This window comes from Microbacterium esteraromaticum (assembly GCF_014084045.1).
In the GTDB taxonomy this organism is placed as follows: domain Bacteria; phylum Actinomycetota; class Actinomycetes; order Actinomycetales; family Microbacteriaceae; genus Microbacterium; species Microbacterium esteraromaticum_D.
In genome coordinates this window covers 2,474,827-2,488,151 of sequence record NZ_CP043732.1, presented here as the reverse complement: position 1 = coordinate 2,488,151, position 13,325 = coordinate 2,474,827, and the positions used below count along the sequence as shown (strand labels likewise).

General features: G+C 70.3%; 10 protein-coding genes. 3 read left to right on the top strand and 7 right to left on the bottom strand.

Annotated features, from left to right (window positions below; genetic code table 11):
- Positions 1 to 43 precede the first annotated feature (43 nt).
- Positions 44 to 1,249 carry a homoserine O-acetyltransferase MetX gene (metX, locus tag FVO59_RS11680; protein WP_182252785.1) on the top strand — a complete coding sequence of 402 codons (1,206 nt, stop codon included), beginning with the start codon at positions 44 to 46 and terminating at the stop codon, positions 1,247 to 1,249.
- A 6-nt stretch (positions 1,250 to 1,255) separates the two neighbouring features.
- Here metX and FVO59_RS11675 read toward each other — a convergent pair whose 3' ends face one another.
- The 4 genes from FVO59_RS11675 to FVO59_RS11660 are packed head-to-tail and all read right to left on the bottom strand — an operon-like array spanning position 1,256 to position 4,335.
- Positions 1,256 to 1,909, bottom strand: coding sequence for an NUDIX hydrolase (locus tag FVO59_RS11675; RefSeq protein WP_182252784.1), 654 nt, complete (start codon positions 1,907 to 1,909; stop codon positions 1,256 to 1,258).
- A gap of 8 nt (positions 1,910 to 1,917) precedes the next feature.
- Complete coding sequence (locus FVO59_RS11670; protein WP_182252783.1) at positions 1,918 to 2,235, bottom strand: thiamine-binding protein; 318 nt, start codon at positions 2,233 to 2,235, stop codon at positions 1,918 to 1,920.
- A 41-nt stretch (positions 2,236 to 2,276) separates the two neighbouring features.
- Positions 2,277 to 3,485 (bottom strand): hypothetical protein, encoded by a 1,209-nt coding sequence (locus FVO59_RS11665; RefSeq protein ID WP_182252782.1) that lies wholly within the window; start codon positions 3,483 to 3,485, stop codon positions 2,277 to 2,279.
- A gap of 16 nt (positions 3,486 to 3,501) precedes the next feature.
- Positions 3,502 to 4,335 (bottom strand): ADP-dependent NAD(P)H-hydrate dehydratase, encoded by an 834-nt coding sequence (locus FVO59_RS11660; RefSeq protein ID WP_182252781.1) that lies wholly within the window; start codon positions 4,333 to 4,335, stop codon positions 3,502 to 3,504.
- 50 nt (positions 4,336 to 4,385) lie between these two features.
- On the opposite strand from FVO59_RS11660, the gene FVO59_RS11655 reads away from it, so the two are divergent.
- Positions 4,386 to 5,471, top strand: a complete 1,086-nt coding sequence (locus FVO59_RS11655; protein WP_182252780.1) for an NADH:flavin oxidoreductase/NADH oxidase — start codon at positions 4,386 to 4,388, stop codon at positions 5,469 to 5,471.
- Between the two features lie 60 nt (positions 5,472 to 5,531).
- On the opposite strand, the gene FVO59_RS11650 is transcribed toward FVO59_RS11655, so the two are convergent.
- Both FVO59_RS11650 and FVO59_RS11645 read right to left on the bottom strand, forming a co-directional pair.
- Positions 5,532 to 6,593, bottom strand: a complete 1,062-nt coding sequence (locus tag FVO59_RS11650) for a hemolysin family protein (protein ID WP_182252779.1) — start codon at positions 6,591 to 6,593, stop codon at positions 5,532 to 5,534.
- Positions 6,590 to 7,906: a hemolysin family protein gene (locus FVO59_RS11645; RefSeq protein WP_182252778.1), complete on the bottom strand. Its 1,317-nt coding sequence runs from the start codon at positions 7,904 to 7,906 to the stop codon at positions 6,590 to 6,592. The genes FVO59_RS11650 and FVO59_RS11645 overlap by 4 nt, the downstream gene beginning before the upstream one ends.
- Before the next feature lie 264 nt (positions 7,907 to 8,170).
- On the opposite strand from FVO59_RS11645, the gene FVO59_RS11640 reads away from it, so the two are divergent.
- Positions 8,171 to 11,842, top strand: coding sequence for a multifunctional oxoglutarate decarboxylase/oxoglutarate dehydrogenase thiamine pyrophosphate-binding subunit/dihydrolipoyllysine-residue succinyltransferase subunit (locus tag FVO59_RS11640; protein WP_182252777.1), 3,672 nt, complete (start codon positions 8,171 to 8,173; stop codon positions 11,840 to 11,842).
- Positions 11,843 to 11,964: 122 nt separating this feature from the next.
- On the opposite strand, the gene FVO59_RS11635 is transcribed toward FVO59_RS11640, so the two are convergent.
- Entirely contained in the window at positions 11,965 to 13,035 is a 1,071-nt protein-coding gene (locus FVO59_RS11635) for an APC family permease (protein ID WP_259363548.1), read from the bottom strand.
- Positions 13,036 to 13,325: the final 290 nt, after the last annotated feature.

The following is a 13,325-nucleotide window of genomic DNA, read 5'->3' as shown; positions in this document are numbered from 1 at the left end:
TAACCTTCCGAGGCGCCGGCCATCGACAGGCGAGAATGGGAGCATGGACTGGCAGACGACCTCCGAGGACACGGTGCCCTCGGCACCCGTGACCGAGGCCGATGTCCGTCTGCTTCGCGCGCGTCCGCCTGCGACCGGAGCCTGGCGCGACGGCGACCCCGTCGGCGAGCGGCGCTTCACATTCCTCGGCGACTTCCGCACCGAGAACGGACAGGTGCTGCCCGCCACGCGGCTCGCCTGGGAGTCATGGGGAGAGCTGAACGAGGCGCGCGACAACGCCGTGCTGATCCTGCACGCGCTGACCGGCGACAGCCATGTGCGCGGCGCCGCGGGTGCAGGCCACCCCACCGCCGGCTGGTGGGACGAGATCGTCGGCCCCGGCGCCGCGATCGACACCGACCGGTGGTTCGTGATCGCCCCGAACATGCTGGGCGGATGCCAGGGGTCGACGGGCCCGGCGAGCATCGCCCCCGACGGCAGGGAGTGGGCATCCCGATTCCCCTACCTCACGATCCGCGACCAGGTCTCGGCTCAGATCCGCCTCGCCGACGCGCTGGGCATCGAGCGCTGGGCGGCGGTGGTCGGCGGCTCCATGGGCGGCATGCACGCACTCGAATGGGGTGTGATGCAGCCCGAGCGCGTCGAGCGACTCGCGGTGCTGTCGTCTCCTCCCGTGACCACAGCCGACCAGCTGGCGCTGAACTTCGTCCAGCTCGAGACGGTGCGCATGGACCCGAGATTCGCCGGCGGCGAGTACTACGACGCAGCTCTCGGCGAGGGCCCGCACCGCGGACTGGCACTGGCACGCCGTATGGCGCTGCTGAACTACCGCAGCCCCATCGAGCTGAATCAGCGTTTCCAGCGCTCCTGGCAGTCCGACGTCTCACCGCTCGGCCGCGGCGGACGGTTCGCGGTCGAGTCGTACCTCGACTTCCACGGCAACAAGTTCACCCGCCGATTCGACGCGAACAGCTACCTCACCGTGGTCGAGGCCATGAACTCGCACGACATCGGCCGGGACCGCGGCGGTGTGGAGCAGGCGCTGCACACCGTGACGGCGAAGACCCTCGTGCTCGGCATCGACACCGACAGGCTGTTCCCCGTCGACGGGCAGCAGCGCATCGCACGCAGCATCCCGAACATGATCGACGATGAGGCCGTGGTGCTCACGAGCGACTTCGGCCACGACGGGTTCCTCATCGAGACGGAACCGGTCGGCGCGCACCTGGAGCGGCTGCTCGCGACGTGACGCCGTTCAGTCGCGCTCGTAGACCCAGGGTGGCGGTCCCATCGTGAGCCGATGCCTGGCGCCGGGGCCGCCAGGAGCGTCGGGATGCTCCTCATCGCCCGCCCACAGCGCTCGCATCCCGTCGTCGAGCTTCTGCATTCGCGTCTCGTAGCGCGCGAAGGCGCTGACCGACGCGAACGCGGCGTCGACGTCGCCGTGATCGCGCAGCGAGTACAGGGTGACCCAGGTCGGCGGGAACAGCATGAGCTCACCCGAGGCGTGCCGGTCGAAGGCCCGCTCCGGCGTCATCCACTCGGCCTCCTCGATCTCGCCGGGGTTCGGCCGCAGCGGATCGCCGCTCTCACGGGCGAGGAAGAACCAGGTGCGGAATCTCACCGGCGTCTCCGCCGGCGGCACCCAGCGCGACAGGGTGACGAGATCCCGGATGCCGACGCCGACCTCCTCCGCGGTCTCCCGCACCGCCGCGCGCCTGGCTGCCTGCTCCTCGTCCTCGCCGGCTCGCTCATCGGCTCCATCGACACGACCGCCGGGGAACACCCAGGCCCCGGCGAACGATCCGGTCGCCGGTCGCCGCAGCAGCAGCACCTCGATGCCGTGCGCGCTGTCGCGCAGCACCACGGCGGTGCCGGCGACGCGCATGGCGTCCGCCGTGTCGCTCATCAGCAGTCCTACGAGCCCTCAGACTCGTCGATAGCCCGCTCGAGGCGCTCGATCTTGGCATCCAGCTCACCGGTGTATCCGGGCCGGATATCGGCCTTGAGCACGAGCGAGACGCGCGATCCGAACGGCATGACGGCCTCTGTGGCGCGCTTGACCACCTCCATCACCGAGTCCCAGTCGGGCCCTTCCACCTCGGTGAACATGCTGGTGGTGCGATGAGCGAGGCCCGACTCGCGCACCACCGTGACGGCGGCGGCGACGGCATCGTGCACGGAATCGCCTGAGCGGCCGTCGCCCGACGGGGCTACTGAGAATGCGACGAGCATGGTTCCTCCTGTTGGTGTGGATCTCTGGTCTCTCTGCACGGTCAGCGGGCGGGCGTCGGAGTTCGCAGCACCGCGCGCAGCGCGACGACCAGCAGCACCACGAGCATGCCATTGCGGACGGTGAGCAGCAGAACCGGCAGCGCATCGGCGGCGAGGAGTCCTGCGTAGGTGAGCGGGTAGACGCTGAAGGTGAGCGCACACAGCAGCAGCACGAGAGCCGCCGGCGCGTGCGCGCGGGCCCGGTCGAAGACGATCCAGAGCATCGCCGGGGCGATCAGCCAGACGGTGAACTGCGGCGAACCCACTTTGTTGGTGACGATCAGGGCGGTGATCAGCGCGAGCGCGAGAGGCGGGAGCAGACGCTGCCAGCGAGCGCCTGCTCGCGCGCGGACGACGCCGAGAGCCAGGATGCCGCCGAACGCGAGCACCATCAGCGGCGTCATGGCCGCGGCGATGGCCGTGGCCGCGGGAGCGATGACCTGGTAGGTGAGGATGTCGAGGCTGTACTCGATCCTCGCCTCTCCCCTGGTCGCCGCCCAGAGGAAGGGCGTTGCGGCGACGGCCTCGATCTGCAGCCCTCGTCCCGTCTGGGCGGTGAGGAAGCCGAGCAGCCGATCGCCTGCGCCGAGCCCGAGCAGCGCCACGACGATGACTGCGGTGGCCGATGCCGCGGTGATCAGCAGCTCCATACGGTGCCGGCCCGCCGCCACCGCGGCCACCAGGAGCGCTCCCGGCCAGATCTTGATCCACGCGCCGACGGCGAGCATCGAGGCTCCCAGGCGTGGATGCGTGGCGAGCCACAGCCCGCCTGCCAGGGCGACGGGAAGCGTGATCGCGTCGATGCGGTACATGGCGATCGGCCCGAGCAGCAGCAGGGCGGCGATCCAGAACCACGCGGCCAGCCGCCGAGGCCGGCCCGCGTCGCGCAGCAGCACGGCGAGCCCCAGCGCGTCGCAGACGGTCACCAGCACGGCCCAGCCGACCAGGTACGCGCCCGCGGTGCCCAGCAGCGGCACGAACGGCAGGGCGAGCGGCTGGGCGAGCAGCATCGGCAGCAGGGCGAGCTGCGGGTAGACCCAGTTCTCGGTCACGCCGACGATCGTGCCGCCGCCGAGCGCCGCCGCCGACCACGGCTGGTAGACGAGCACGACATCGCCCATCGGCTGGCTAGGGAGCAGCCATCCGGAGACGGCGACGAGCAGGTGCGCCCCGAGGAACGCCGCCCAGAGCGGCCACGATCGCGATCTCACACCCGTCGCCCCGGTGTCACGACAGCAGCTCGCCGATGGCGCCCGGCAGCGCGTCGGCGACGTCGAGGGCGACGATCGGATGCCCGGCTGCGCCGTGCGCGGCTCCGGATGCCCGTGCCGCGGCATGCCCGTGCAGCCAGGCGGCGGCCGCGGCCGACTGCGCCAGCGGCCGTCCGGGATCCGCCGCGACCAGCGCCCCGATGACTCCGGCGAGGACGTCCCCGGTGCCGGCGGTGGACAGCCACGACGGTGCGTTGCCCACCACGATCGGGTCGTGGTCCGGCCCGGCTATGACGGTCCGCGCGCCCTTGAGCAGCACGGTCGCGCGCAGTCGCCTCGCGGTCTCGACCACAGCGGTCGTCCTGTCGTCCTCATGCGACAGGTCGAGCTCATCGAGCCCCAGCCGGGCGCGCAGCTGCGCGAACTCGCCGGCATGCGGTGTGAGCAGCGTCGGCGCGGAGCCCTCGCCGGCGAGGTCCAGAGCCCCGGCATCCACGACGACGGCCGCGTCGCCGCGCAGGATCGCGTCGAGCTCCGCGCGCTCGTCAGCGCTGCGATGCTCGGCATCCGTCCCCGAGCCGATCACCCAGGCCCCGACCCGCGTCCTGCCCACCTCGGTCCTCGCGACCGTCTCGGGACGTTTCGCCAGCACGGCATCCCTCGCCTCGCCGGTGTACAGCACGTAGCCCGCGCCGGCCCGCCACGCCGCCTCGACGCCGAGCACCGCGGCCCCCGGGTACGCCGCCGAGCCGGTGCGCAGGCCGACCACACCCCGTGAGTACTTGTCGTCGTCGACGCTCGGCACACGAAGCAGCACGCTCGTGTCGGCCCTCGTCCACTCCCGCAGCATGGACACCACGCTAGCGCCCCGCACCCCCGGCGGGGCGCTAGCGTCGAGATGTGACCCCGCTCTCCACTCCACAGCTCTTCACGCCCCTCACCCTCCGCTCGCTCACCCTCCCGAACCGACTCTGGGTGTCGCCGATGTGCATGTACAGCGCCGTGGACGGCGTGCCGCAGAGCTGGCACCGCACGCACCTTTCGCAGTTCGCCTCCGGTGGGGCGGGGCTGATCATGGCGGAGGCCACCGGAGTGGTGCCGGAGGGGCGCATCTCACCGCGCGACACCGGCATCTGGAACGCCGAGCAGCAGCACGAGTGGGCGCGGATCGTCACCGAGGTGCACGATCGCGGCGGCCTGATCGGCATCCAGCTCGCCCATGCCGGGCGGATGGCGTCGACCTGGTGGCCGTGGGCCGAACTGCGCGGCAGTGTGCCGCCGGCGGATGGCGGCTGGCCGACTGTCGCCCCCTCCGCGATCGCATTCGACGACTACTACGCGGAGCCCTCCGCTCTGGACGCGGACGGGATCGAGCGCGTCGTCTCGGCCTTCGCCGATGCCGCCCGGCGCGCCGTGGATGCCGGCTTCGACGTGCTCGAGGTGCACGGCGCGCACGGCTACCTGCTGCACGAGTTCCTCTCGCCGCTGTCGAACATGCGCGACGACGAGTACGGTGGCTCGCTCGAGAACCGGGCACGGCTGCTGCTGCGCATCGTCGCCGCCGTGCGCGGGGTGGCCGGCGAGGGACTGCCGGTCTTCGTCCGCCTCTCCGCCACCGACTACGCCGACGGCGGCTTCACGCCGGAGCAGGCCGCACAGGTGGGGCGCTGGGCGATGGTCGCGGGCGCCGACCTCGTCGACGTCTCGAGCGGCGGCATCGTGGCGCGTCCGCGCATCGACTACAGGCCGGGGTTCCAGGTGCCCTTCGCACGGACCGTGCGCGGCGACGGCGACCTCCCGACCGCTGCGGTCGGCCTGATCACCACCGGCGCTCAGGCAGAGGAGATCCTCACGTCAGGAGCCGCGGACGCGATCTTCGCGGGGCGGGAATGGCTGCGCGACCCGCACTTCGGGCTCCGCGCCGCTCACGAGCTCGGCGCAGAGGTGCGCTGGCAGCCGCAGTATCTTCGCGCGCGCTGGCGCTAGGCAGACGGCGGCGGCGCGGCAGGTGACCCCGCCGTGCCGCCGGATCCGTGTGCTCCCCGGTCAGCGCCCGTGACCGCGCCGGGTGGCGTCCTGCACCTCGCCGACCAGTTCCTCGAGGATGTCCTCGAGGAACAGCACCGCGGTGGTCGCGCCAGAGCTGTCGCGCACCTTGGCGAGGTGGCGTCCGGCGCGGCGCATCGACGCGAGCGCGTCCTCGAGGTCGGTGTCCTCCTGCACGGGCAGCATGTGGTGGATGCGCTTGGACGGCAGAGGCTGGGTGACCTTCTCGTCCGGCTCAGGTCCCTCCGCGGCACGCAGCACGTCCTTGAGGTGAACGTAGCCGACGGGCATCCGCTCGTCGTCGACGATCACGTAGCGCGAGAAGCCGTAGCGCGCGACCGCCCGCTCGACGTCGTCGGGGGTCGCCGTCTCGGGCAGGGTGACCAGGTCGGCGAGCGGCACCGCGATGTCGCGCGCCTTCTTGTCGGTGAACTCCACAGCGGCCGCCACCGCGCCGGACGAGTCCGTCAGCACGCCCTCGCGCCGGGAGCGGTCGACGATCGTGGCGACCTCCTCGAGCGTGAACGTCGAGGCAGCCTCGTTCTTGGGCTCCACCCCGAACAGGCGCAGCACCCCGTTCGCGATGCCGTTGAGCGCCCAGATGATGTGCCGGAACACGCGCGAGACCCACACCAGGGGCGGCGCGAGCACCAGCACGGCGCGATCGGGGATCGAGAATGCGAGGTTCTTCGGAACCATCTCGCCGAACACCACGTGCAGGAACGACACGAGCGCGAGGGTGATCACGAACGCGCTCACGGTGATGACCGCCGGGTCCCAGCCGAGCGCGTGCATCGGCACCTCGAGCAGGTGATGGATGGCGGGCTCCGAGACGTTCAGGATCAGCAGCGAGCAGATCGTGATGCCCAGCTGCGAGGTGGCCAGCATCAGCGTGGCGTGCTCCATCGCGTACAGCGCGGTCTTCGCCGCGCGGGAGCCGCGTTCGGCGAGCGGCTCGATCTGCGAGCGGCGCGCCGAGATGACGGCGAACTCGCCGCCGACGAAGAACGCGTTCGCCGCCAGCAGCACGACGAGCCATACGAGTCCTGCCCAGTCGCTCATCGCTCGACCTCCGTCGCGTCATCGACCGGGTCGGCCGTGTACCTGACGCGATCGATGCGCCGCCCATCCATGCGCACGACGCGCAGCACGCCGGTCTCGATGCGCACCTCGTCATCGATCACGGGCAGCCGCTCGAGGCGGCTCATCATGAATCCGGCGACCGTGTCGTACACGTCGCCGACCGGCACCTCGATGCCGGTGCGAGCGAGCAGCTCGTCGGGTCGCAGCTCGCCGGGAAAGGTGATCGAGTCGACGCGTCGCACGATGCCGGCGCGGCTGCGGTCGTGTTCGTCCGACACCTCGCCGACGATCTCCTCGATGAGGTCCTCGAGGGTCACGATGCCGGCGGTTCCGCCGTACTCGTCGACCACGACGGCCAGCTGATACCCCTTGCTGCGCAGCTCCGCGACGAGCACGTCGAGGTGCACGGTCTCCGGCACTCGCAGCGGCTCGGTGCTCAGGGCGCCGACGGGCACCTCGGCCCGCTTCTCGCGCGGCACGGAGACGGCGGCCTTCACATGCACCACGCCGGTGATGTCGTCGAGGTCGTCGTCGTACACCGGGAACCGGCTGTGGCCGGTGCGGCGCGCGAGCCGGATGACGTCATCGGCGGAGTTGCCGACCGCGATCGCGTGCATGCTCGGCCGTGGGGTCATGATGTCGTCGGCCGTCAGCCTGGCGAAGTTCAGACTGCGATCGAGCAGCGTCGCGGTGTCCTTCTCGAGCACGCCCTGGCTCGCCGATCGCCGCACCAGCGACGACAGCTCCTCGGCGCTGCGCGAGCCGGAGAGCTCCTCCTTGGGCTCGATGCCCATGCTGCGCAGCACGCCGTTGGCGCTGCCGTTGAGCACCACGATGGCCGGCTTGAACACGGCGGTGAACACCGTCTGGAACGGGATCACGAGCTTCGCCGTGGCCCGGGGCAGCGCGAGCGCGAAGTTCTTCGGCACGAGCTCTCCGAGGATCATCGAGAGGAAGGTCGCGATGAGCATCGCCACGGTCACCGAGATCGGCGTCGCAGCCGCATCCGGAACACCCCAGGCCTCGAGAAGCGGAGCGAGCAGCTTCGAGATCGCCGGCTCCATCGTGTAACCGGTGAGCAGGGTCGTCAGCGTGATACCCAGCTGGGCCGACGACAGGTGCGTGGAGGTGATCTTCAGTGCCCGGATCGTCAGGCTGAGGCGGGACTCCCCCCTGGCCTGACGGGCTTCGAGTTCCGCACGGTCGAGATTGACCAGAGCGAACTCGCTGGCGACGAAGAGCCCCGTCCCCACGATGAGCAGCAGCCCCACGCCCAACAGCAGGAATTCCATCAGCTGTGACCCTCGATTTCCTCGAGGAGCGGGCGGTGGGGCGATGTACTACAAGAAGGAGGGTCGTCCATGGTGGGCATGATCTTACAGAATGCTGCTGTGCCCGCGCACTGCGTGATCGCCGGATGCGAAACGGCGCCCGACGCAGACGTTTCGGAATCCGTTTGGCATTAGGCTTGATGACTGTTACGCAAGTGCGACCCGGGCGCTGCAGTCGGCGTCGGGGCGCATGTGAGCTTCAGCGACGAAAGAGGGCGATAGAGCGTGTCGAACCAGGTGACCGGCGTCGGTGGCGACGGGGGGTTCGGAGCCAACTCTTGGCTCGTGGACGAGCTTTACGAGCAGTTCAAGAAGGACCGCAACTCGGTCGACAAGGAATGGTGGCCGATCCTCGAGCAGTACACGCCGGATACGGCGGCCCAGCCCGCCGGAACCGCACCCGCTGCTCCCGCGCAGACCGCTCACCCCGTGACTGCGCCGATCCCGGTCATCGGTGCTCAGCCCGTCGCCCGCACGACGGCGAAGCCGGCCGCGCAGGCCCCGATCCCCGCCCAGGCGCCCAAGCGCGAGGCGAAGGACGATGCGCCCGCCGAGGAGGAGACGGTCACACCGCTGCGCGGCATGCCGAAGACCCTCGCGGCGAACATGGACCAGTCGCTGTCGGTCCCGACCGCCACCAGCGTGCGCACCGTGCCGGCGAAGCTGATGATCGACAACCGCATCGTCATCAACAACCACATGTCGCGCACTCGCGGCGGCAAGGTGAGCTTCACTCACCTCATCGGCTGGGCGCTGATCCGCACGCTCAAGGAGTTCCCGAGCCAGAACGTGTTCTACGCCGAGATCGACGGCAAGCCGTCGGTCGTCGCGCCCGCGCACGTCAACCTCGGCATCGCCGTCGACATCCCCAAGCCGGACGGAACCAGGGCGCTGCTCGTGCCGAGCATCAAGCGCGCCGACACGATGACCTTCGGCGAGTACCTCGCCGCGTACGAGGACCTCATCGCACGCGCCCGCGGCAACAAGCTCACCGCCGCCGACTTCGCAGGCACGACGGTCTCGCTGACCAACCCCGGCGGCATCGGCACCGTGCACTCCGTGCCCCGCCTGATGAAGGGCCAGGGCTGCATCATCGGCGCGGGAGCGCTCGACTACCCGGCCGAGTTCCAGGGATCGAGCACGAAGACGCTCACCGAGCTCGGCATCGGCAAGACGATCACGCTGACCAGCACCTACGATCACCGCGTGATCCAGGGCGCCGGCTCCGGCGAGTTCCTCAAGAAGGTGCACGAGCTGCTGATCGGCGAGCGCCACTTCTACGAGGACATCTTCGCGTCACTGCGCATCCCGTACCAGCCGATCCGCTGGAACGCCGACATCGCGGTGGACCTCGCCGAGCGCGTCGACAAGCAGTCCCGTGTGCAGGAGCTCATCAACTCCTACCGCGTGCGCGGCCATCTGATGGCCGACATCGACCCGCTCGAGTACGTGCAGCGCTCGCACCCCGACCTCGAGATCGAGAGCCACGGCCTCACCTTCTGGGATCTCGACCGCGAGTTCGTGACCGGCGGCTTCGGCGGCCGGCGCGTGATGAAACTGCGTGACATCCTCGGCGTGCTGCGCGACTCGTACTGCCGCACGCTCGGCATCGAGTACATGCACATCCAGGATCCCGAGCAGCGCCGGTGGTTCCAGGAGAAGCTCGAGGTCAAGTACGTCAAGCCCGGCCACGACGAGCAGCTGCGGGTGCTCCGCAAGCTGAATGAGGCCGAGGCGTTCGAGACGTTCCTGCAGACCAAGTTCGTCGGGCAGAAGCGATTCTCGCTCGAGGGCGGCGAGTCGCTGATCCCGCTGCTCGACGAGATCCTGCAGGGCGCGGCGACGGCGGGGCTCGACGGAGCGGCGATCGGCATGGCGCACCGCGGCCGCCTCAACGTGCTGACCAACATCGCAGGCAAGACGTATGGTCAGGTCTTCCGCGAGTTCGAGGGGTCTCTGACCCCCGGCAACCAGCGCGGTTCGGGCGATGTCAAGTACCACCTCGGCACCGAGGGCACCTTCGTCGCCGAGGACGGCGCCGAGCTGCCCGTCTACCTCGCGGCGAACCCCTCGCACCTCGAGACCGTCGACGGCGTGCTCGAGGGCATCGTGCGCGCCAAGCAGGACCGCAAGCCGATCGGCACCTTCGCCTGGCTTCCGATCCTCGTGCACGGCGACGCGGCCTTCGCCGGTCAGGGCGTCGTGGTCGAGACCCTGCAGATGTCTCAGCTGCGCGGATACCGCACCGGCGGCACCGTGCACATCGTGGTCAACAACCAGGTCGGCTTCACCACCCTGCCGACGGACTCGCGCACCTCGGTCTACGCCACCGACGTCGCGAAGACGATCCAGGCTCCGGTGTTCCATGTGAACGGCGACGACCCCGAGTCCGTCATCCACGTGGCGCAGCTCGCTTTCGAGTACCGCGAGCGGTTCCACCGCGATGTGGTCATCGACCTGGTCTGCTACCGGCGCCGCGGCCACAACGAGGGCGACGACCCCTCGATGACCCAGCCGCTGATGACCGACCTCATCCAGGCGAAGCGCTCGGTGCGCAAGCTGTACACCGACGGCCTCGTCGGTCGCGGCGACATCACCGAGGAGGAGTACGACCAGGCCAAGGCGGACTTCCAGAACCGCCTCGAGATCGCGTTCGCCGAGACGCACGCGGCCGAGACCGGAGCGACGCCCATCGCACCCGAGCTCGCGCCCGTCGACGAGCAGGTGGGCTCCCCCGAGGTCACCGGGGTTCCCCTCGAGGTGATCCACCTCGTCGGCGACGCCCATGCGAACAAGCCAGACGGCTTCACCGTGCACTCCAAGCTGCAGCAGCAGCTCGACAAGCGCGTGTCGATGAGCCGCGAAGGCGGCATCGACTGGGGCTTCGGCGAGCTGCTGGCCTTCGGGTCGCTGCTCGTCGAGGGGACCCCGGTGCGCCTGGCAGGACAGGACTCGCGTCGCGGCACCTTCGTGCAGCGTCACGCCGTGCTGCACGACCGCCTGAACGGTCAGGAGTGGCTGCCGCTGGCCAACCTCTCCGACAGCCAGGGCCGCTTCTTCGTGTACGACTCGCTGCTCAGCGAGTACGCCGCGCTCGGGTTCGAGTACGGCTACTCGGTCGAGAACCCCGAGGCGCTCGTGCTGTGGGAGGCCCAGTTCGGCGACTTCGCCAATGGCGCCCAGTCGGTCATCGACGAGTACATCTCCGCCGCCGAGCAGAAGTGGGGCCAGCAGTCCAGCGTGGTCATGCTGCTGCCGCACGGCTACGAAGGCCAGGGCCCCGACCACTCGTCGGCGCGCATGGAGCGATTCCTGCAGCTGTGCGCGCAGGAGAACATGATCGTCGCGCGTCCGTCGACCCCTGCTTCCCACTTCCACCTGCTACGTCGCCAGGCCTACGCCCGCCCGCGCAAGCCGCTGATCGTCTTCACGCCCAAGGCGATGCTGCGTCTGCGCGGCGCGACGAGCGAGGTGGAGGAGTTCACGCGGGGTCGCTTCGAGCCGGTCATCGACGACGACCGCGGCCTCGACCGCGGCGCCGTCAAGCGCGTCCTCGTGCACTCAGGCAAGATCCACTGGGATCTGCGCAGCGAGCTCGAGAAGAACCCGAACCCCGAGATCGCGCTGGTGCGGCTGGAGCAGCTGTACCCGACGCCGATCGACGAGCTGAAGGCGATCACCGACTCCTACCCGAACGCCGAGCTGGTATGGGTGCAGGACGAGCCCGAGAACCAGGGTGCATGGCCCTTCCTGGCGCTGCAGTTCGCCGATGTTCCCGGCGACCGCCAGTTCCACGCCGTGACGCGTCCTGCCGCCGCCTCTCCCGCGACCGGCTCGTCGAAGGTTCACGCCGCCGAGCAGGTGGCCCTGCTGAAGACGGCACTGACCGTCGGCTGACCGGACACCGCTCGACCGCCGCTCCTCCTCGTGAGGGGCGGCGGTTCGGTGTCTCGGGCCGGAGAGGCTCGCCGTCTGGGCTCCCCGGACGCGTTCCCGGGGGCGGGACGTCCTCCGGGAAGTCAGCTCGTACTGCGCCGTCGCAGCAGCTGCACGGTCCAGGCCGTGAGGGCCAGGGCGGCGGGCACGATGAGGGCGATCCCCGCGAGGGGCAGGAGCGCCACGGTCAGCACGACGGCGATCGACGCGAAGCGGTGACCCGCCGTGCCCCGAGGCAGCAGGCGCACGGCCGCGATCATCCCGACCACGTAGATCGCGACCATGCTCGCGGTGTGCACGAGGATGAACGGCTGCAGATCCCCGCCCGTCGCCAGGGCGGCTCCGAAGTAGAGCGCCACCACGCCGCCGGTCAGCAGCAGGGCTCGGCGAGGAACCCGGCCGTTCTCGACGCCCTTGGCGAAGAAGGCGGGCAGATCACCCGCGGCGGCGAGGGATGCGCCCAGCTTCGCGAATGCGGCGAGATAGACGTTCATCACTCCGAGGGCGACGATGCCGGCAGCGCCTCCGATCAGTGCCGGCGCGGCAGGCAGATCACCCGTTCTGGCCAGCTCGAGGAGGACCACGTCTCCCTCCCCCGCGCGGTCGCCCAGCGCTCCGACGGTGACGACCTGCAGCACGAGGTATGCGGCGCCCGAGACCACAAGGGTCACCGCGGTCGCGATCGGGATGGTGCGATCCGGCCTGCGGAACTCGCCCGAGATGTGCGTCCCGACCTCCCAGCCGGCGAACGCCCAGACGAACATGACGATGGCGGTGCCGACACCTCCCCAGCCGTGAGGCAGGAACGGCTGGAAGTTCGCGGGCTCGACCGCCGGCGCGGCGAGGGCTGTCACCGTCACGACGACCGCCATGAGCAGCGCGGTGAGCCCGAGCTGGAGCCAGCCGGCGGTCCGGACGCCGAAGAGGTTCGAGATGAAGGGCAGCGTCAGGAATCCCAGCGCGATCACCGGGACCGCGGCATCGTCGATGCCGACCACGATCGAGATGTACCGCGCACCGAGGAGGGCCACCACGGCTCCCCCGGCGGCGACGCCGAAGAGGAACCAGTATCCCGCGGCACGGGCCGCGATCGGCCCGAGTGCGCGTCTCGCATAGGCGGCGACGCCGCCGGGGTCGGGATGCCTGGCGGCCAGCGCCGCGAAGGCCCCGCGAGCGGGATCGCCAGCAGCGTGACCGCGAGGACCGACACGATGCTGGCCGGGCCCGCCGTGCGCGCGGCGAGTCCAGGCAGGACGAGCAGACCCGTGCCGAGCACCGACGCGAGGTACAGCGCCATCCCCGGCAGGAGCCCGAGCCCGCCACCTGGCTGCTCGTCGCGATGGGGGCGGAACAGCGCGGATTCCCTGGAGCTCACCCGATCACGCTAGAGCCCGGCGCAGCTCTCGGCTGCGGCGTGGCGGGGCGCCTGGCCGGATTGGCGGTA